This is a genomic window from Enterobacter chuandaensis, from assembly GCF_003594915.1.
In the GTDB taxonomy this organism is placed as follows: Bacteria; Pseudomonadota; Gammaproteobacteria; order Enterobacterales; family Enterobacteriaceae; genus Enterobacter; species Enterobacter chuandaensis.
Window position 1 is genome coordinate 19,972 of record NZ_QZCS01000014.1, and the last position, 21,255, is coordinate 41,226.

15 protein-coding genes and 1 pseudogene are annotated in these 21,255 nt (G+C 53.8%); 14 read left to right on the top strand and 2 right to left on the bottom strand.

Features of this window, described 5'->3' with window-relative positions:
- The first annotated feature begins 106 nt into the window (after positions 1-106).
- The 12 genes from D5066_RS18340 (at position 107) to D5066_RS18395 (ending at position 17,246) form a co-directional block, all read left to right on the top strand.
- Positions 107-325 (top strand): hypothetical protein, encoded by a 219-nt coding sequence (locus D5066_RS18340; protein ID WP_119916822.1) that lies wholly within the window; start codon positions 107-109, stop codon positions 323-325.
- Positions 315-926 (top strand): type-F conjugative transfer system pilin assembly thiol-disulfide isomerase TrbB, encoded by a 612-nt coding sequence (locus tag D5066_RS18345; protein ID WP_119916823.1) that lies wholly within the window; start codon positions 315-317, stop codon positions 924-926. Before D5066_RS18340 ends, D5066_RS18345 begins: the two co-directional genes overlap by 11 nt.
- A 17-nt stretch (positions 927-943) precedes the next feature.
- A complete protein-coding gene (locus tag D5066_RS18350) occupies positions 944-1,207 on the top strand; it encodes a hypothetical protein (RefSeq protein WP_032641305.1) in 264 nt (87 codons plus the stop codon).
- Complete coding sequence (locus D5066_RS18355) at positions 1,204-1,608, top strand: hypothetical protein (RefSeq protein ID WP_119916824.1); 405 nt, start codon at positions 1,204-1,206, stop codon at positions 1,606-1,608. The genes D5066_RS18350 and D5066_RS18355 overlap by 4 nt, the downstream gene beginning before the upstream one ends.
- Positions 1,601-2,965 carry a conjugal transfer pilus assembly protein TraH gene (traH, locus tag D5066_RS18360; protein WP_047650730.1) on the top strand — a complete coding sequence of 455 codons (1,365 nt, stop codon included), beginning with the start codon at positions 1,601-1,603 and terminating at the stop codon, positions 2,963-2,965. The genes D5066_RS18355 and traH overlap by 8 nt, the downstream gene beginning before the upstream one ends.
- Positions 2,965-6,255 (top strand): conjugal transfer mating-pair stabilization protein TraG, encoded by a 3,291-nt coding sequence (traG, locus tag D5066_RS18365; protein WP_119916825.1) that lies wholly within the window; start codon positions 2,965-2,967, stop codon positions 6,253-6,255. The genes traH and traG overlap by 1 nt, the downstream gene beginning before the upstream one ends.
- Position 6,256: 1 nt before the next feature.
- Positions 6,257-6,946, top strand: coding sequence for a hypothetical protein (locus D5066_RS18370; RefSeq protein ID WP_119916826.1), 690 nt, complete (start codon positions 6,257-6,259; stop codon positions 6,944-6,946).
- 147 nt (positions 6,947-7,093) lie between these two features.
- On the top strand, positions 7,094-7,825 hold the full coding sequence (gene traT, locus D5066_RS18375; protein WP_119916827.1) for a conjugal transfer complement resistance protein TraT: 732 nt from the start codon (positions 7,094-7,096) through the stop codon (positions 7,823-7,825).
- Positions 7,826-8,015: 190 nt separating this feature from the next.
- On the top strand, positions 8,016-8,327 hold the full coding sequence (locus D5066_RS18380) for a hypothetical protein (RefSeq protein WP_032641146.1): 312 nt from the start codon (positions 8,016-8,018) through the stop codon (positions 8,325-8,327).
- Positions 8,328-8,441: 114 nt separating this feature from the next.
- Entirely contained in the window at positions 8,442-11,009 is a 2,568-nt protein-coding gene (gene traD, locus D5066_RS18385) for a type IV conjugative transfer system coupling protein TraD (RefSeq protein WP_119916828.1), read from the top strand.
- Positions 11,006-16,429, top strand: coding sequence for a conjugative transfer relaxase/helicase TraI (traI, locus tag D5066_RS18390; protein ID WP_119916829.1), 5,424 nt, complete (start codon positions 11,006-11,008; stop codon positions 16,427-16,429). The genes traD and traI overlap by 4 nt, the downstream gene beginning before the upstream one ends.
- 28 nt (positions 16,430-16,457) lie before the next feature.
- Positions 16,458-17,246, top strand: a complete 789-nt coding sequence (locus tag D5066_RS18395; protein WP_119916830.1) for a DsbA family protein — start codon at positions 16,458-16,460, stop codon at positions 17,244-17,246.
- A gap of 54 nt (positions 17,247-17,300) precedes the next feature.
- Here the strand turns inward: D5066_RS18395 and D5066_RS18400 are convergent.
- Positions 17,301-17,735: pseudogene (locus D5066_RS18400) on the bottom strand (DDE-type integrase/transposase/recombinase); the annotation flags it as partial.
- Positions 17,736-17,988: 253 nt separating this feature from the next.
- Here D5066_RS18400 and D5066_RS18405 point away from each other — a divergent pair.
- The gene (locus D5066_RS18405; RefSeq protein WP_119916831.1) at positions 17,989-18,969 is read left to right on the top strand and encodes a thymidylate synthase; all 981 of its coding nucleotides are present in this window, start codon (positions 17,989-17,991) and stop codon (positions 18,967-18,969) included.
- Positions 18,966-19,910 (top strand): alpha-glutamyl/putrescinyl thymine pyrophosphorylase clade 3 protein, encoded by a 945-nt coding sequence (locus D5066_RS18410; RefSeq protein WP_119916832.1) that lies wholly within the window; start codon positions 18,966-18,968, stop codon positions 19,908-19,910. The genes D5066_RS18405 and D5066_RS18410 overlap by 4 nt, the downstream gene beginning before the upstream one ends.
- Before the next feature lie 2 nt (positions 19,911-19,912).
- On the opposite strand, the gene D5066_RS18415 is transcribed toward D5066_RS18410, so the two are convergent.
- Positions 19,913-20,995, bottom strand: coding sequence for an ImmA/IrrE family metallo-endopeptidase (locus D5066_RS18415; protein WP_119916833.1), 1,083 nt, complete (start codon positions 20,993-20,995; stop codon positions 19,913-19,915).
- Positions 20,996-21,255: the final 260 nt, after the last annotated feature.

The following is a 21,255-nucleotide window of genomic DNA, read 5'->3' on the forward strand; positions in this document are numbered from 1 at the left end:
CATACAGACTTTTTACCCTCATCGGTGAAGCCTTGCGTGCCGCCAGGAAACGCATTTCACCAGACACGCATTCACTTTTGGCACGGCAGAACAAGGAGACACTCGAATGAAACCCGGTATTCTCGCAGGACTGATTTTCTGGGGCACGATGGCGCGCGTACTGAGCGAGCTGATGACCTGGTCCGTGGAGCATACACAGCAGGGGCTCTTATGGCTGTGCAATGGAATGTGGGCCGGTGCGGCTGGCATGGTGGTTTATGCCGTGTATCGCTGGTTCCGTTACGAAAGAGGTCAGGCGCATAAGGAAGCCGATCATGAACGTTAAATCCGTATTCACAGCGTTCCTGTTATCCCTGCCCCTGCTGGCTAATGCCGGTGCACGTGAGGAATTAATGGCGCTTGAAGCAACAAAAACGGTGCCATCTGCAGACGCTGCAGCCATAATCGCTTCCACCGTTCCCGTACCCGCGCCAGCCAGCCTGATGGCGCTGCCGGACGGACGTCGGGCTAACATGAAAGATTATGCCGTGGTGCTCTTTATGCAGGCGCACTGCCAGTACAGCGCTAAGTTTGACCCGCTGCTGAAGGGCTGGGCCGATGAGCATGCTATCAGGGTGTATCCGTACACCCTTGACGGGGGCGGGGACGTATCTTATCCGACCCCGATGGTCCCGCGTAAGACTGACCCTAACTCTCCCATCGCAGACGAGATTGTCACCTTCTTCGGAAACGGTTTGCCGATTGCGACACCGACGGCCTTTATGGTCAACGTCAACACCCTGAAAGCCTATCCACTCACCCAGGGCGTGATGGACATCCCCGCACTTGAGAGCCGAATGGCCAGCCTGATTCAGGCAGACATGGATAACGTCGATCCGAAGATGCTGCCGCCAATGCCGGCAAGCGCGCAGGTCACCCCTCAGTAATACAAACGGACTACAAAATGACGACAAATACGTATGCGTTATCGCGTACCGAGCGCGTGTGGCTGTTATTCAGCGTAACGCTGCTTGTGTCCGCAGCGTTCTATGGGGTGCTGGCCCACCGGGTGGTCAGCGTCATGGATCGCCCTGAACTGACAACCTGTCTGCAGGACTTCCCTGTGCTTTTGCTCATCTCGTTGAGCATCGGATTCTTTTTCACAGTTACCGGGTTGTACGTCTGCCGGCAGACCCTGGCCAGGAAACCCCGGGAGGAGATTGCATGAGGCTTATCAGACTGAAGACGCTTATCCGGAACCAGGCTTTCGCGATAGTGAAAGACTGTAGTGCGGATACTGAAACCCGAAAATGGACGGATTTGTTAACCCTGAAACTGTTTTATGCCTTAATTTTTACCGCCGTAGTCGAAAGGGTATACGTGAAATGCGCCATCACAACGCTCAGTGCGATGTCCGTTGAACGCTCCGAACAATTTATGCTCTCACTTCTCATCCACTATCCGCAGTACCTGTTGTGGGGCGTTTTGGCCGCGATTATCGCGCTCATTGCGTTGAATTTACTCGTCTGCGGCTGGCTCTGTCTGGCCAGATATCTTTGCCGCAAAATTAACCGTGCTGACAGCCCGGCAGGCAAGAATATGCAAGCTGTGGAGGTGCCAAATGATTAAGGCGCTTATTACGGCAGGAGTCGTGTTCTTCTCAGGCCTGGCTGCTCTGCCTGCTCAGGCGGACGTCAACGGCGATCTGAACGGTTTCTTCAATAATCTGGGCTACAGCGGCAACGTGACTCAGGCGCAGGCCTGGCAGGGGCAGGCGGCAGGGTATTTCTCCGGCGGCTCGGTATACCTCCGGAACCCTGTAAAAAACGTCCAGCTGATCTCGATGCAGCTGCCTTCCCTTAACGCCGGCTGCGGCGGTATCGATGCCTATCTCGGGTCGTTCAGTATGATCAGCGGCGAGGAAATCCAGCGATTCGTGAAGCAAATCATGAGCAACGCCGCAGGCTATGCTTTCGACCTGGCCCTGCAGACGATGGTACCGGAGCTGAAGCAGGCTAAAGACTTCCTGCAGAAACTGGCCAGTGATGTTAACTCCATGAACATGAGTTCATGCCAGGCTGCTCAGGGCATCATCGGCGGGTTGTGGCCAGTGACGCAGGTCTCCCAGCAGAAAATCTGTCAGGACATTGCCGGCGAAACCAACATGTTCTCCGACTGGGCGGCTTCCCGTCAGGGCTGTACCGTCGGAGGACAGGGCGACAAAGTCACGGCTAAAGCCGGTGATGCTGAGAAGGATCAGGTGCTGAAGAACAAAAACCTTATCTGGGACACCCTCAGTAAGAATGGACTTCTCGGCAATGACCGCGCGCTGAAGGAGCTGGTCATGAGTACCGTCGGCTCCATCATTTTCAACAAGAATGGCGATGTGACAATTCTGACGCCACTGGTTGATAACCGCGACCTGATTAAAGTCCTGATGCGCGGGGGAACGGCGAAGGTCTACGGATGTGACGAATCCGACCTCTGCCTGGGACCTGTTGTCACCAATCTGACGATTTCTGAGTCCAACGCTCTGGTCACTCTGGTTAAAAACCTGATGCTCTCAATGCAGAACAAGCTGGTCGACGATACTGCGCTGACCGATCAGGAAAAAGGCTTTGTGAACACCACCTCTGTACCGGTGCTGAAGTATCTGACTAACGCCCAGAGTATGGGGATGAGCGCCACGTACCTTCTGCAGGTTTCCGACTTCATTGCCCAGGACCTGATGATTCAGTACCTCCAGGAGCTGGTGAAACAGGCAAGCCTGTCTCTGGCTGGCAAGAACTTCCCTGAAGAAGCTGCCGCAAAACTACGCGACAACATTATTCATGCGCAGGGACTTCTCGCCGACATGAAGCTGCAGTCCGCAGCTGATCAGAACGCGCTGGACGGTATCGACCGCAACATGCAGTACCTGCAGCAGCAGGTATCCACCATTGTTTCAGGCTCCTATCAAAGCAACTATCACTGGGGTGATCGCTGATGCTTGAGATATACACCATTTATGGCGGGGGAATGTGGAAAACGGCGCTGGACGCCGTAGTCACCCTTGTCGGTCAGAATACTTTCCACACGTTAATGCGTATTGCCGGCACCTTTGGGGTGCTGGCCGTACTGCTCACTTTCATCAAACAACGTAACCCGATGGTTTTCGTCCAGTGGCTGGCGGTCTTCATGATCCTGACATCCATCCTGCTGGTACCGAAACGCTCAGTGCAGGTCATTGACCTGTCCGATCCAGGTGCAGTCTGGGTTACTGATAACGTACCGGTTGGCCTGGCAGCCATCGCGTCGCTGACGACCAGTATCGGGTATAAGATGGCGTCTGTTTACGACATGCTGATGGCCAGACCCGACTCGGTGACCTACAGCAAAACCGGGATGCTGTTTGGCTCGCAGATTGTGGCGGAAACCAGCGATTTCGCAACGCAAAACCCGGAGCTGGCGCAGATGCTGCCGGATTACGTGGAAAACTGTGTGATCGGCGACATTCTTCTGAATGGTAAATACACCATCAATCAGCTGCTCAATTCCACTGACCCGCTGACGCTGATAACCAGTAACCCAAGCCCGCTGCGGGGCATCTTTAAAATGACCTCCACTTCACGCCAGTTCCTGACCTGTCAGCAGGCCGCAACGGAGATACAGAAGCTGGCCAATACCGACGTCAACCCGGGCAGTGCGACGTTTACCTGGCTGACGAGAAAGGTCTTCGGCAACAAGCTGAATGGCGCGACGCTTCTGGCCAACGCTATGGGGGAAAGCTACGGATATTTTTATTCCGGTGGTATGACTGCTGCGCAGATCATGAAGAACAACATCACGAACAGTGCAGTACGGCAGGGGATCAAGGGGTTTGCCGCTCGCTCATCAGACACGGCTAACCTGCTTAATCTGGCCACCGAGAACGCGGCTACAAAACAGCGTCTCGCCTGGGCTGCAGGTAACGAGCTGGCCACCCGCACGCTGCCGTTTGCACAGTCCCTGCTGATGCTTATCCTGGTGTGCCTGTTCCCGCTGATGATTGCGCTGGCCGCGTCGAATCACACGATGTTTGGCCTGAACACCCTGAAAATATACGTTTCCGGGTTTATCTATTTCCAGATGTGGCCGGTGATGTTCGCCATTCTTAACTATGCCGCCAACTACTGGCTGCAGAGCCAGTCCGGGGGCACGCCCCTGGTGCTGGCCAACAAGGATGTGGTTGCGCTGCAGCATTCGGACGTGGCGAATCTGGCAGGGTATCTGTCCCTTTCCATTCCGGTGCTGTCGTTCTATCTGACCAAAGGTGCTGCGGCGATGGGCTCTCAGGTGGCAGGGAGTGTACTCAGCTCGGGCGCCTTCACGTCAGCTGGTGTGGCAGCAACCACAGCGGACGGAAACTGGTCGTTTAACAACATGTCGATGGACAATGTCAGCCAGAACAAGATGGATAGCAACCTGATGCAGCGTCAGGGTCAGCAAACCTGGCAGGCGGATAACGGCTCCACGCAGACTCAGACGGCCGGTGGCCATACGGTTATCGACGGCTCGGGTGCAATGTCGAATCTGCCGGTGAACATGAAGCTCAGCCAGCTGGCCAGCAGTGGTTTCCAGGAGTCAGCCCGCCAGTCGCAGGTTCAGGCGCAGACGGCGCTCGATGGCTACAACCACAGCGTCACCAGTGGCTGGTCACAGCTGTCCCAGCGTTCTAACCAGACCGGTACCAGCGACAGCCTGATCAAAGGCAGCGAAAACAGCCAGGCCACTAATGCAACACGCGGTGCTGGCATGATGTTGTCTGCCGCTGAAAGTTATGCGAAAGCGAACAACATCTCGACGCAGGAAGCCTATAACAAACTGATGGATATCAGTAATCAGGGGTCTATATCTGCAGGCATTAAAGGAACGGCCGGAGGGGGGCTTAATCTGGGTGTTGTTAAGTTAGGTGCTGAAGGAAGTATATCAGGAGATTTGCGGCATTCGACGGGCAGCTCAAGAGGAATCCAGAATTCAGATTCCCATTCGCAAGATATGCGGCATGATCAGAACAGCCAGGCAGTTAATGACTTCCGCCAGGGGATGGATATGGTTAAAAGTAGCCGTATCACCGATGGCGCGAATCATTCAGAGAATGCTGCAAGCAGTAATGTTCAGCAGCTGGCTGCAACGCTTAATGATGCTGAAAGCCAGTACCATCAGTACACCACCAGTTCGACGCAGAGTAGCGAGTTCAGCAGGATGGCCACCGTTGCTCAGAACCAGAGTGCAAGCCTCGATACGAACTATACACAGGAGTTTGTGGACTGGGCGGCCAATAAATACGGCGATAAGGCACAGTCCATGCTGACAAGTGCGCCGTCGGCGCGCGAAGCGGCGATGGAGTTCGTAAATGAACGGCTCAAACCAGAAATCATGGGGGATTATCAGCAGGGGCGTTCAGATCTTACCAGCGGTCAGGAACATGCAGCATTCAGTGGGGAGCATATCGTTCAGCCAGCGCGTGGCAGTCAAGAGGTATCAGGTTCATCTGGTCATAATGCTGGAGTCAGTTACAGCTCTCAGGATGGCGGTGCTCATAGATCGGGAGGTGTTGGCAGTGCCCAGACTTACGGAACGACTCAGGGCGCTGAATATGGAGGCCCGCAGGGTGGGAATTATTCTGCCAGAACAGACGATTCTGTTTCGCCGGGTATGGAGCAGTCAACTGTTCATCAGGGACAAGCAGCCGGACAGAGAAGCAGCTCGGGTAATATCACCTCTTCGGCAGGCATGGTTGTTGCCGGTGGACGCACCACTGCAGATGAAAGGACCGGTCACATTGCAGAATCGCACCCGGAGTTCCATCATTCAGGAGCCATTAGGGAGAAAGGAAACACGTATGGCCAGGAGAGTGAAGTTACTCATAGCCGTTCAGGAATTAATGTTGGCGGCGAAAAAGTACGTGGTGATGCTATGCAGGAGTCCTACAAAGAAAATCAGGCTAAGTTGCATGAACATTCTACTCAGGGTTTTGGTCCCCAGAATGAATTACAGCGCAGAGTGGCGGAACAAAGATCTGAAAATGAGCATAAAATCAACGAATCTGCTGGAGAAATTGATAAAAAACAATCCACTGTTCAGGCATCCAGTGATATCCTGAAAGGAGAAAACTTAATCGGTCAAGGGCGATTCAAGCTTGGTCGTGCCGAAGCTGAACTGGATCAATCAAGTAAACTCAATCCGTTTAATGATCTCCAACCAGATGAACTGCAACAGAGAGTGGCAGAATTAAGGAAGAAAACTGGAGGGTAAAATGAACAAAAAAGTAAGTGCTTATTGTTGTTTCATTCCAATCGGCATTTATGCAGCTTATTCTTTAAGCATGCAGGTACTTTTTGACGTGCCATTTATGGCTAAGAGCATGCTCTTATCAATTATCCCCAGCGCTATCTATCTGCTCTGCTTTTGGAAGTTACGAAGCAGCCAAAGAGGGATGGGTTTAAAAGCAACTATCCTGAGTAACGGGGTGCTTGCAGTCTTGCTAACCTTCCTGATGGCATTTGTAGGTAATGATACAGAAAGTGCTTTAATAGCAGGCATAGCTGTTCACTCGTTAATAGCTTTTATCCTAGTGGGAGCAGTATTGCGGCCTATTACTTACAAGGATAATACCCTTCTTAAGGATGAAGATAATGGGCGGATATACGTTATCCGGAACGGGATAGCTCATGTTTTACCAGATAATGAGGCTCAACGTCTTAGCGCTAGTGACAACAAAATTATCAGCTTTTCAAGCAGCCAAATGAGTATCCAGGATGCCGGTATAACCCCTGTTCCTTTAAATACTTCCTTCAACGATTCGTTCAGTAATGGAATAACGCTGAACCCAGCATCAGGAATGCCAATGGTTGGTGGCATCTCTGGCCTGGATATACACGGAAACAGTTGGGGAACAAACTTTAACGAACCTTCAAATACGTATGACCCTAACCGGGGATACTGAGAGTAAGGGGGCATTGGCCCCCTTAATTTTTATAGTAATCTAAGCAAACCATCTATTTAACCTAAATTCCCTTTCAAATCAGCCTATAACGTCTCTGTTAGCTATATCTCGCTAACGGGGACGTTTTTCTATGCACAGGATGAATTCATGAAATTAAAACAATTAGCCGTTGTTGGTCTGATCGCGTCTACTCTCGCTCTGTCTGGTTGTGGTGCCATGTCCACAGCGGTGAAGAAACGTAATCTTGATGTCAAAACCCAGATGAGTGAAACCATCTGGCTGGAGCCATCATCAGAGAAGACTATTTATTTGCAGATCCGTAATACCTCTGACAAGGACATGTCTGGTCTGCAGGCACAAATTACAAATGAACTGGCCGCGAAAGGCTACCGCGTCTCCAGCTCTCCGGACACGGCCTACTACTGGATTCAGGCAAACGTACTGAAAGCTGAAAAAATGGATCTGCGCGATGCCCAGGGGTTCCTCAAGACCGGGTATGAAGGTGCGGCAATGGGTGCGGCACTGGGCGCGGGTATTACGGCGTATAACTCGTCGTCAGCTGGCGCAACGCTGGGTGTAGGGCTGGCCACCGGGCTGATTGGTATGGCTGCAGATGCAATGGTTGAAGACGTGAACTACACGATGGTGACCGATCTGCAAATCTCCGAGCGCAGCAAAGCGGCCGTCACTACCGACAATATTGCCGCCCTGAAACAGGGCACGTCAGGTATTAAGCTGCAGACCAGCACGGAGCAGGGCAACCGTGCTAAATACCAGACTCGCGTGGTATCCAACGCCAACAAGGTGAACCTCAAGTTTGAAGAGGCAAAACCTGTCCTGGAAGCGCAGCTGGCCAAGTCCATCGTCGGCATCATGTAATACCCGCGGCTGCGGCGATCGTCGCAGCCGTTCTCCCTCACAGCTGATTTTTAACCGTGCTCATTCCGGGCAGGGTGCGTCGGTGCTTTCTGTCAGTTACCAGTAATTACGCTTCCTCGCATGACTGCGCCTGACGCAGCCCTGTCTGCGGCGAGCGTTGCGTCCTTAATTTCAAAGGAGTTTGTCCATCATGATGCATCAGATATATGAACGTGCAGATTACTCAGCTGAATTCTGGTCGCTTATCCATCTGGAAAGCGAGCTGATGGTGGCGAAGGCCTATCTGAATGTATTTGGTTCACTTCCGGAGGGGCAGGGAATGACCATCATTGCTGGCTGGGCTGGCTATGAATTCACCCTTTATGATCTGAAACCTCAGGAATGGCATTCAGCGGTTTATAAGGATGTGGCCTCTTCAGTCCGTTCTCTGGCCGCATGTATTAATGAACAGGACTGGGAGGACGGGTGCCAGCAGGCCAGATATGAGCTGAGCCTGATGTAATAAACCGGCGCTTTACCCTCGCGATACCACGTTTTACAGCAACCTTTTCAACTTTTCTTCTCTGATAACACACATCACCGCGCAGGTGATGCGATAACTGCCGGACAACACTCTATGAGCTTCGCAGGAAAAAACCTCACACAGGGCGGGCAGATGACCGCCTATCGCTGGCGCATGTTCATTCAGGTGAACAACTGGATAGGATTCTGGATCTTCATCCTGTTCGCCGTGCTGACTACCGCCATTTTTCTCTGGCGAATTCCACAGGAAGCCCTCGATAACGGCTCCCTGTGGTGGTTCGCCAGTATCAACAGCAGTTTTATCGATCTGATGCCGGCAACGGGGACGCCAAAAATTTACGACGTCCACTACTGGTATGCGCCAACGGCGACGATGATGGTGCTCAAAATGACCATGCCGCAGATCTATGCGGACCCGTACATGCAGGCTATGGGTGACCAGTGCCTGACTGAGCTGCAATGGGCGGGTGGCGCCAGTGGGTTGTTCAGTATGGTGGTGTTTATCGCCGTGACATGGTTTATCGCCAATATCGGTCGTAAGGAAAGTGAAGACGAATACATTTCCGGTATGCGGCTGACCGACAAACCTGCTGAAGTGAATAAGCTGCTACGTAAAAACGGTGAATTGTCCGATCTGCGGGTGGCTGATTTACACATGGTTAAACGGGCTGAGGTAATGAACTTCCTCATGCATGGCACCATTAACGTGGGTAAATCAACCATCATCCGCTGGCTCCTAGACTACATACGCAAACGTGGTGATCGGGCCATCATCTACGACTCTGGCTGTACCTTTACCGAAACCCATTACAACCCGTCCACCGATTTCATCCTGAATGCCCACGACGAACGCTGTGCCAACTGGCAGATGTGGGGTGAGTGTATTGATGCAGTCGATTATGACAACCTGGCTGCCAGCCTCATTCCGGTGGAAGGGGAGTCCGATCCATTCTGGGTTTCAAGTTCACGGACCATCTGCGCTGACCTCGCGATACGTATGTCGGTTGACCCGGACAGGAGTATAGAGAAGTTTCTCAAAACCCTGCTGTCACTCAGCATGAAAAGTTTACGTGAATATCTTGTCAATACGCCTTCAGCCAACCTGGTTGAGGAGAAGATCGAGAAAACAGCAATCTCCATTCGCTCGGTGGTGACCAACTACGCCAAAGCGCTGCGGTTTCTTCAGGGGCTGGATGACGGCACCAAACCACCTTTCACCATTCGGGAGTGGATGACGCAGGAGCGTTATGACAACAGCTGGCTGTTTATTTCCACTCAGGCCCGACACCGCAAGAGTGTGCGACCACTGATTTCACTCTGGGTGTCACTGGCCACATTGTTACTGCAGAGCATGGGTGAAAACAGCGAGCGCCGCGTGTGGTTCATTCTTGATGAAGCCCCGAGCCTTCAGCGCATCCCGGAACTGGCTGAAACGCTGGCGGAAGCGCGTAAATTCGGCGGGTGTTTTGTTCTGGGCATGCAGAACATGGCGCAGCTGGTTCACGTTTACGGCCGCGAGCTTGCCAGAAGCATCTTTGACCTGATGAACACCCGTATGTACGGCCGTTCGCCGAGCGCCGAGATGGCCGAAGTGGTGCAAAAGGAGCTGGGCAACCAGCGTAAGCGCAAAATCCGTGAGCAGAACAGCTACGGTCTGGACCAGGTGCGTGACGGTGTGTCCCTTGGCAAGGACGAGGTGAATAACCCGATTGTTGACTACGAGCAGATCATGCGTCTGCCAAACCTCAACTTCTACGTGCGACTCCCGGGTGAGTATCCGGTCGTCCGCCTGAAGCTGAAATATCGTCCATTCAAAAAACGTCATGCTGGCCTTATTGAGCGCAATATCCGTGATGCGCTCAGTCCGGAGCTGGAGAGGGTTATTCAGGAGAACGAGCGCGCAGCTGCAGCTGCAGGTCTGACGTTCCCAACCGGTGATGAAGTGCTGGAGAAGGGGAGCGAGACATCCTCTGCAGATGACGGTCCTGCTCCGGTTTCGTCTGCAGGGGCATCCGGCTCGCCGGCAACATCGGCCGTCGAAAAAGTGGCGCGTACTCCGGCGGAAGAAAATAAACCTTCGCGCAGCGCTGCACCTGAACGGAAGCCAGTACCAGCCAGGGAGCCCGTCACATCGCGAACAGCGCCTGTGGTTACGCAAGTCGTAACTGAAAATCACAGCGCGGTGATAGACCCTGTCACCGAAGACAAAAAAGACAACGTCGTTTCACTTCGGTCTTCTCCTCCTTCAGTAACTCGTCAAAAAGAGACTGCGCCCCTCAAACCGGAAATACCTGCAGCACTGCAAAAAATCCGCAGCAGAACCCAGCTGGATGCTCCCTCCGAGCCAGCTGCAGTCGGCGCGCTGGGGATGCTGAAACGGCGGCTCAATACCGGAGCGACCTCAGGCGGAGGCGAAGATCAGGCCAGCGAGAATGCGGGCGAATCAATGAACCTGGATATGAAGGTGACGGCACTGCCTGACGGCGGCCTGAGTCTGACGACGGCAGGGAATTCAGTGACACCGCAGACCCAGGATGAAGCCCACAGCACCCACCGTCAGCTGGCGCAGGAAGAAGAGAACATTTTACTTCACCGCCACGCGGACGACCCGGGTTACGACGAAAACGACCATCACTATTACGAGAGAGAGCATGACCTATGATGTCTGTCGCCCCAGTAGCGTCAGCCGGTGAGGCTGCAGGCTACTACAGCAATTCCGATAACTACTATTTTCTGGGCAACCTGCAGAGCCTCTGGATGGGGGAAGGTGCAAAAGAGCTGGGCCTTGAGGGCAATGTTCGTGGCGATGATCTGACGGCCGTGCTCGAGGGCCGCCTGCCGGACGGCTCACGGCTTGGCAAGGAGGTTAACGGACAGCACGTCCACCGCCCCGGCCATGACCTGACTTTTTCCGCCCCCAAAAGCGTGTCCATTCTGGCACTCATCGGCAACGATAAAGAAATGGTGGAAGCACATAACCATGCCGTCCGCGTGGCGGCTGGCTATGTGGAGAAGCTCATCTCGGCCCGCGACACGAAAGACGGCGTTACGTCCATCGTACACACCGGCAAGATGGTGGCGGCCGCCTATACGCATGATACCTCGCGCAATCTTGACCCTCAGCTGCACACCCATCTCCTGATTGCCAACATGACGGAGTATGCGGGCAAATGGAAAGCCCTGGCCACGGACTATATCCATAACGCCGGCTTTATCGAAACCGTCATGAAGCACCAGGTCACGCTCGGCAAAATCTATCGCAGTGCGCTGCGCGAGCGGGTTGAAGCGCTCGGTCATGAAGTGGAAGAAGTAGGCAAGCATGGCATGTGGGAAATCAAGGGCGTTCCGGAAGAAGTCAGGGACGAGTATTCCTCACGGGGCCGGGAAATTCAGGGGGCCGTGGGGGCTGAAGCCACGCTGCGCAGCCGGGATGTGGCTGCCAAAGACACCCGCAGGGCGAAAGTCGACCCTTCGAGGATGCGCCTGATGGAACGCTGGCTGGGACAGATGAAGGAGAAAGGATTTGACCTGAAGGCGTATCAGGAAAGCGTGGTGCCGCGTGATGCAGGTCTTCGTGAGACCGCGCCTCAGCCGGAACGAGATCACCAGGCTAAAGCGGTTCCCGCCGTGCCTGAACAGGCTTCTTTGCAGACGTCGTCCAGGGCAGAAAAGAGCGTCGATACACCTGCTCAACCCGCAGAACGGGAGAGCCTCTCCCGTCAGCCAGTACCACAACAGACTGACACGCTGAGTCAGCCGGCACAGACCGGTCCCGAAAAGACGTCGGCGACCAGGAGCTTTCCTGCCGCGCAGCTGGACACTGAAATACCCCGCCCGGAACTGACTGAGGCTGTCCGGCTGGCCATCTCGCAGCTCATCGACAGTAAAACGCGCTTCACCTTTGGCGAGCTGATGATGACCACCGCTGAGCTGAGTGAACGGCTGCCGGAGATTAAGGATATTCGTGTGGCCATCGATGCAGCGCTGAAGGACGGCATGATTGTGCCGCTGGACAGTGAGAAAGGGGTTTTCACCTCCCGTATTCACCTGCTGGATGAACTCTCGATCCAGGCGCTGAGTCAGGAGCATCTCAAATCCACAAAAGTCGTCAGTTTCACCCGCCCGGCGCAGTACGCGCCGGCGGCTCTTGAAGTTGTGGAGAAGGACGCCCTTGTACTGATGAATGCCCCGTCAGGCGTGGCGGGCATCCGTGACCTGACCGCGCAGCTGGCCGGTATTGCCGGCGCGAATGGTCGAGACGTGCAGGTGTTGGCCAGCTCTGCCGAGCGCGCCATTTCGCTGGCGAAATCCGACGATTTGCGTGAACGGATTATCAGCCGGCAGCATGTTCTGAGCGGTGATTTCCATCTTAAACCCCAGAGCACGCTGATTATCGAAGGGGCAGAGCGTCTGGGGCTAAAGGAGACGCTGGTACTGCTGGGCGAAGCGCGCGCGCAGGACGCACAGCTGGTCTTTCTCGACAGTGCCGGCCGTCAGGCGAACGGTAATGCCATGTCCGTACTGGAGTCCGCGGGGGTTGCCCGCTCCCGCCGCACTGAGCCGGCACCCGGGCTGGAAGCCGAAGTGGTCAGTATTCCGAACAAACGCGACCGTTACGAGGCGCTGGCCAACCGGTTTGCAGAGCTGAGCGGAGGAACTGATAACGTCACCGCCGTAGTGGTCGGCAAACGTGAACAGGCACAGCTGACGGGCCTGGTACGTGAGGCGCTGCAGAACGCAGGGCAGCTGGGCCGCGATGGCGTGGAGATAGAGGCCCGGCAGCCTGTGTGGCTCGACAGCAAAACCCGTCGCATGTCAGGTTCGTACCGTCCCGGCATGGTGCTTGAAGATCGCACGGACGCAAAAGAGCGTAAGTCCTATGTAATTGACCGGGTGCATGAGGACACGCGAGTCCTCTCGCTCATCGACGGGGATGGCGTGCTGACCCGGATGAAAATCGGTGATATCAGCGCTGACTGGCGTCTCTTCAGCCGTGAAACCCTCAGCGTGGCCACCGGCGAAAAACTGCTTTCCGTGGCGGGCGACCGCGAGCACAGCATGAAGGCCAAAGATCGTCTTGAGGTGACCGGGATAAGTGAAAAGGGGATTGAGGTTAAACGGGGGGAAGACACCCTGACGCTGCCAAAAGACCAGCCGCTCTATCTGTCACATGCTTACGTGACCGCGCCGGGCGGACGGGATAATGACACCGGCGTGGTACTGGCCGCGCTCAACAGCCGCGACATATCGACCCAGACCATGAACTCGCTGGCACAGAGTGGCCACCGGGCGGAAGTGTTCACCGCCGAAGTGCAGGACCGGGCTGAAGCCCGGCTGCAGCGCATGAAGACCAATGCCTCTCCTGTGCAGCTGGTCAGAAACCTGAGCGGTCACCAGGACGTCAGTCAGGCGGTTGATTCACTGCATGACCGCGTCCGGACGGACGCGGGCCTGGCCGTGTGGCGTGCCATTAACGACCAGCGCACCGTGGTGATCAACGAGCTTAAGCTGGCGGCGGAAGCGCAGAAATATCATCCCGACCTCGAGGCCATCGGGAATGAAATTGGCGCGATGATTAAAAATGGCGAGCTGTTGTCCGTATCCGCAGGGGGAGAGCCGGTACTGGTGTCCCGGTCCACCTGGGAGATGGAGAAAGCCATTCTGCGCGTGGTGGAGGAAGGAAAAGGTACACAGCAGCCGTTGCTGGAACAGGTACCGGAGGCAGTGTTGAACGGACTCACCGATGGCCAGAAAAAGGCGACCACCTTGGTGCTGGGTACCACAGATCAGTTTATCGGGATTCAGGGCTATGCCGGCGTGGGGAAAACCACGCAGCTGAAGGCGGTGATATCTGCACTGGAGACCCTGCCGGCGGATGTTCGTCCGGTGATGACGGGGCTTGCTCCTACGCACCAGGCGGTGAAAGAAATGAGCGACGTCGGTGTCCGGGCGCAGACCATCAAATCTTTTGTCGTTGAGCATGACCAGGTGACGGCCGCAGGCGGGAAACCTGACTATAAAGGACAGGTGTTTCTTATCGATGAGTCCTCAATGGCAGGCAACCAGGATACGGCGGCACTGTTCCAGGCCATTGCCAGCGGCGGCGGTCGCGCGGTCTCGATGGGGGATATCGACCAGTTTGAAGCGGTCGACGTGGGCGCGCCGTTTAAGCTGATGCAGGAGCGCAGCCCGATGGATGTGGCCATCATGAAGCAAATCGTCCGCCAGAAAGATCTGCAGCTGCGCGGTGCCGTTCACGACATCATTGATAACCGGATCGATGCTGCCCTGCAGCGGATAGAAACCCAGCCGGCTGACCGTGTGGCGCGTAGCGATTCAGCCAGGCTCCCCGGGAGTGCCATTCAGGAAACGGAGATGCCAGTTATCGATATCGTTGCTGACTGGACGGGCCGGACACCAGAGGCACGGTCCCGCACGCTCATCATTGCGCAGCTGAACGCCGACCGTAAGGCGATAAATGCCGGCATTCATGCCACGCTGGCTGAGCGGGGAGAACTGGGGGAGGAGGCCATTAAGGTGCCTGTGCTCGATAAAATCACCCATACCCGCCATGCGTTCAATAAAACAGAGGCCTGGGAGCCGGGAATGGTGGTTAAACGCGGTGACCGCTACCAGGATGTGGTGGCCGTTGACCTTAACGGCAGAACGGTGGCAGTACGAGATGAGGAGGGGAAGATTGGCTTGGTTTCACCGAAGGAGCTGATCACCGGTGACGTGCAGCTGTTTCGCCGCAGCGAGATGGAAGTTCGCACCGGCGATCTGCTTAAGTTCACGGCGACCGATCGCGAACAGGGGCAGATGGCCAACCAGCGCTATACGGTGGAGTCGGTCAGCGAGGAGGGAAATATCCGTCTGAAGGGGGAGAACGGTCGCGTCACCATCAATCCTCAGGCCGTCAGGGCGCAGCAGCATATTGACTACGGCTGGGCTGTCACCGGGTACGGTGCTCAGGGGGCCAGTAGCGATTATGTCATTGCGCTTGAGGGTACGAAGGAGGGACGTAAGGCACTGGCTTCCCGTCGTGCCTTCTACATTTCAGCCTCACGCGTGAAAGAGCACGTCCAGATATACACCGACGGGAAAGCGGACTGGGTTAAGGCGGTAAAAACGCCGGAGCGTGATATCAAAACCGCGCACGATGCGCTGGCGCCAGAAACGCAGCGTAAACAGGCGAAAGCCATCTGGGCAATGGGACAGCCGGTGAATAAAACGGCCATTGGTCGCGCCTGGGTGCGCCATCAGGGTATGCAAGACGCGTCACTGACGGCAAAAATCATCCCGGCCACCCGGCGCTTTCCCGAACCGGCGCTGGCGCTGCCGGTGTATGACAATAACGGCCGAAGTGCGGGCCTGGCCCTGGTTTCCCTGGTTGCAAGCCCGGAAGGACGGATGACGCAGGGTGAGACCCGGATGGTCATGACAGAGCGTGCCTGTGGCGCCGTGCTGCAGCGGAGTCAGTCCGGAAACACGATAGTGGCCAGCGAACTGACGGCCGCACTCGATGCAGTACGAAATCATCCAAAGGACGGCGTGGTCTGGCAGACCGGTGATGAACCGCCCTCAGCATGGCTGCTTAAGGTAAGCGGTGGGACAAAACAGGATGTTTCCCCGGGTATTGTCTCCACGCTGTCGGACGAACAGAACGTACAGCAGCTGCGCGAGCAAATGCTGGCAGACCAGGTTCGCAATGAAGAAGCCGGACGGCGCAGGCAGCCGGAGTCGTTGCTGGCGGAAGTTCCACATGAAGAGGTGATCAGACTGAAACCGGAAGACATTAACCCGCGTAAACCGGAACCACTCAACCCGGATGCGGATGTGATCGCCAGGGTGAGAGGTCAGGAAAACACCGATGGACAGGAAATGAAAATCGCTGCAGGCGTCAGAAGCGAGCTGGAAAGTGCTGACAAGGCATCCGGTGAACTGTCGCGGGCATCACGTGTGATTGCAGATCTGGCAAACGCGGAGCGCGACATGCTCAGGGTGGCAGAAAATACTGAACGCGGCCGCACGCTGGAGCGTGAAGAACAGACCCTCACCCGAACCATTCAGAAAGAACGTTAATCCCCCTTTTAACAATGAGAATCAGGCTATGAAAGCAAACAAATTAGCAGCAATAATAGTTACAACATACATTGGCTTTATTTCAATGGCACACGCTTCAGCCCCGCAGCCGGCATTCAGCCAGGAGCAGGAGGCACGTATCGGCGAAATCGCTGCTGACTACCTGGTGTCGCACCCGGAGATACTGGTGACGGTCAGTCGTAAGCTGCAGGAACAGCAGGAGACACGTAAGCAGAAGATGTTTGCACTCAGCGTGATGGAGAATCAGGCGAACCTTCTGCATGATCCGGACACCCCGGCTTACGGGCCTGATAATGCAAAGGTCGCGGTGATTGAATTCTTTGATTACCAGTGCGTGTTCTGCAGCCGCTTCGCGCCGGAGCTGGAGAAGGTCATGAAAGCGCAGCCGGACGTCCGCTACCTCTTTAAGGAGTGGCCAATATTTGGTGGTCGCTGGGAAGCTTCACTTCAGGCTGCACAGCAGGGGCTGACGGTCTGGCAACAGAAAGGGCCGCAGGCCTATGTCACCTATCACAATGCCATCTACGCCACCGGCCATAATGAAGGCAAACTGACGGCGCAGGATATTCACGGGGCAGCGTCAAAGGCGGGACTGGCCGCCCCAGGTCCTGGCGACCATACCGCGTCCATTGAGAAAAACAGTAACCTGGCAGAGGCCCTGGGACTCACCGGAACGCCGGGGATCATCGTCATGCCCGTTAGCGGGGCGACTACCTACACCATCACGGTTTTCCCGGAAGCCGTTACTGCTGACAGACTCCAGACAGCAATCCGTAAAGCCACCCCCAGTCAGTAAACCCCAACTGATAATTTGAGGGAGCCCGGATTGCTCTAGGCTCTTCTTTAGTGGTCAACTAAAATTGGCCACCACATTAGAGATTTTCCAGTATCGGCTTTGGGTGTAACCCACCATTATAATCATGCGGCCTTAGCAAGCTGTAATCACCGACGATATAGTCTGTGATTGCATTAGCAGTTTCGCTAAAGCTTATATAACCTGTCATTGGCACCCAATCCTTATTCCGACATCTGATAAAGCGTTCCATCGGGTTGTTATCCCAACAGTTCCTAAGTCGGCTCATATTCTGCCTGAGCCAGCAACGCCATAGTAACTGCTGGTACTGCCAGCTTGTATAGAGGCTACCCTGATCACTGTGGAGCATCACTCCAGCGGGTTTATCGCGAGTTTCCCATGACATTTCTAGCGTGTGATGGTCAGCTTACTGTCCGGTGAGAATGACACTGCCCAGCCTACCGGTTTCCTTGCGAACGGATCGAGAACAACAATGCGGCTGAATAGCTTGCGGATTGCCTTAGATGGTCAGGTTCTTCTTATACTTCATGCCGGCCCCGAAAACACTAGCAAAACAGGCTTTGTATATAGCGATCTCTTCTTTGGCGGATTGCCGGGAGTGAAAGGCACAATTATGCGGGATACTAACAATAGCATCTATAACCCTGTTTCTACCAATGTCATATTGACTCTTTATTATCCAGGTGGTAATGATTTGTTACATTCATAATATAACAGGCAGTATATGACTCTTCTGGTGACAGCTGAATGTGTTGACGATCTGTTAAACGATGCCCATAAGGCTATCCTGACTGACGGACTCTGGAATACTCCCACTAAAGGAGCAAATATTGAGATTCTGGGAGCACACCTGATTCTCACCGATCCTCGCCGCAGAATAAGCAGGACAGAATCCCGCGGTAAAATTATCAGCTGTCTGGGGGAATTGCTGTGGTACCTCTCAGCCCGGAACGATCTCGATTTCATCCGGCACTTCATACCTCGCTACGTAAAATACGCTGAATCCGATGGCAGAATACACGGGGGATATGGTCCAAGATTATTTAATATGCACGGGCTGTATAATCAGCTGGAAAATGTCATCAGTCTGCTGCAGGAGAAAAGAACTACTCGACGCGCACTGATACAACTGTTTGATGCCTCAGATCTGGTTGCGGATAATCCAGAACAGAAAGAATATGCCGATATTCCGTGCACAATATCGTTGCAATTTATTGTCAGACAAGACGCACTGCATCTTTTTGTCTGTATGCGCTCTAACGATGCCTTTATGGGCTTACCACATGATGTGTTCGCCTTCACAATGTTGCAGGAACTGGTTGCCCGCCTCACTGGGTGCAAACTAGGGCATTATCATCACTTTGTCTCAAGCCTCCATATCTATAAAGAACATCTTGAACAAGTAAAAGCGCTACAGCAAGAAGGCTTTATGAGTACCTTGCCGGTGATGGGTGATATGCCTGAAATTCAATCCTTAAAGGACATTACAGTCATCCTTGAAGCAGAAAAGGCTCTGCGGGAAAACAAGGAGTTTGATATCGATACTATGCCCCTGAGTGACTACTGGAAGGATCTGCTGCGCGTGATAAAGATCCATTTTTTGTTGCGTTCACATACGTCTGCACACGATGAACTGGCACGCCAGGAGCTTACTGCACTGAATAATCAGGAATACCTATTTCTTTTTGACGGGAAAATTGAATGAACAGACACAGTCAGGCCAGCCAGTTGGTCGCCGCTCTTCAAAACTTCAGTCGCTATAAGCACCCCCTGAACGGACTGAGTTCGCCGGCTCACTATAATGTATTAGCCTTTCAGATTATCGACAGTATTCGCCGCATCCGCTATATGGCAACTCTGACATCACAGACCGATTATATGAGTCCGCTAAGAAAAGAGCCGAACTCAGATTTATTTGATCCTCTTCGTGCTGCGTGTCTTCATCTGCGTGACAACAACTATGACGAAGCCTGCTGGCTGGTTTTCCTGGCCACTAATTTTGGCCGGAGTAATAAAACTGGCTGGGTTTTGTGCCGCGATATTTACAGTGGACTGGGTACACAGACGTGGACATGGGAGGCCATAACGGATGACTTTGATGCCTTTGAACAGTGGTTTGCCAGCGTATCTGATGAGCTTACTCAACATAGCAGTCTCAGACAGTATGGTAACCACCGCAAATATGAAACAAAAAAATATCATTCACGTCGTTCTATACCTGTCGTTTTTCGTTCTTATCTCGGATTCATTGGAACAACATACAGCCACGAGGCCCGGTTTGCAGAAGCAAGGAGTCTCGCGGCTACACCTGCTACTCTTTTCGAATTGCTGTATTCAGGTCTGAATGCGGTAGTTTCATTCGGACGAACAGCCCGATTTGATTACCTGACTATGCTAAAAAAAACCGGGCTCATCGAGGCAGAACCGGGGCATGCTTTTTTGAAGGGAGCTACCGGACCTCTTCAGGGAAGCCGACTGCTGTTCAGTAACAGCCGGAGCGCAGGTGACAGGATTGAGGCTCTGAATGATAAACTAGCAGAGCTTGCCGAAATTATTCCTGCACCTTATCTGAGGATGCAGGTCATTGAAGACGCGCTGTGTAACTGGCAGAAGTCACCTGATCGCTACGTCTATTTTGGCGGCTGAGCTTATACTATATCTTCTTTACTGAATCTCACCTTAAGTCGGTTAAGGTGAGAAAAAGGAATGTTGCCCTCATGCTGTAAGTACCCGAGCACAATCCCTTTTGATACGCCCATTTTCCGGGCAGTGCGGACGATATCCCGCCAGTGGCGAACTCCATATCGCCTGAGTTGCTGCCTGTATTCTTCCGGAATGAGGACGTCTACCGCAAACGTATCTGCTTCTTTTTCCTCTTCTGTCGTCAGACCTTCTTTACCTTCCGCACGGACCCGCACTGCCTCATGCAGAATGAGATGCCCGATCTCATGAAACAGCGTAAACCAGAAATGGTCATCGGTGAGATAACGGAAACTCATGACTAGCGTGGCGCGGTCTGGAGTGAAAAAGCAGGTGGCACCACTGGCCCGACATCCCCTGGGCGTTGGCAGCACGATCAGTGATACCCCGGCAGTCGCAAGTAGCCGGCGAATATGGGGGATAAAAATGCCCATATCAGGTTCGTTTGTTGCTCTGCGAAGTTCCGGCAAAAGCGCCTTCAGCGCCTGTTTATTCCATTCTGCGCAGACCTGCTTTGCACTCAGTTGTTTTGCTCGGGTCAGCCATACCAGATCTGCGACAGGCTCAGTTGTCAGATTCAGTGATTTACGAAAGGCGACCAGTGGAGCATCAGAATGTATTTTGTGAAAAAACTCACTTACGGAGTGTATACCGAAGAACGACAGACAGTGCTGGAGTTTACTTTCCCGCGTTGTGGTTCTCGGGATCCAGCCAAACTCCATCATATCGCGTACGGGTAATGAATCCAGCCAGTCACTGTTCACTTTCTGAATATGCTCTATTTGCTGTCGATAAGCATCTTCGCGCCTGATCCAGAAGTCCGTCGATACGCTGAACAGTTCTTCGAGTTTGTCGGCCAGGGACGGATTAAGTCGAAGTTTACCTTCAAGAAGTTGCTGACCCCGCTCAAGAGACAAGCCTATTTTCTTACTCAGTTCCTCATCAGAAATCCCGTGTTCATCCATCAGATCTATAATCGTATCACCGGGTGGAGATACCCAGTCAGGCTGGAAGTCCTGCATTACCATCATTTCACATCACCTATGAACACTAACCGTATCCGGCTCACCTGGGACCAGTCAATCGTATTGTCTTGATTTTTGGGCTGAACCGTATTCCCACAAACAAATCCCATTTTTTTATCGCCCAAAAGGGTAATTGTAATACACTCTTCCCCTTCCTCAAAGCATACCTCCGGCGAACCGACGGGCAACGCTAATATGTTGTCGGCCACGATGATATCGGAAAGGCGTGAACGTAGCCTAGATGCCAGTTTTTCACCAAGGTTCTC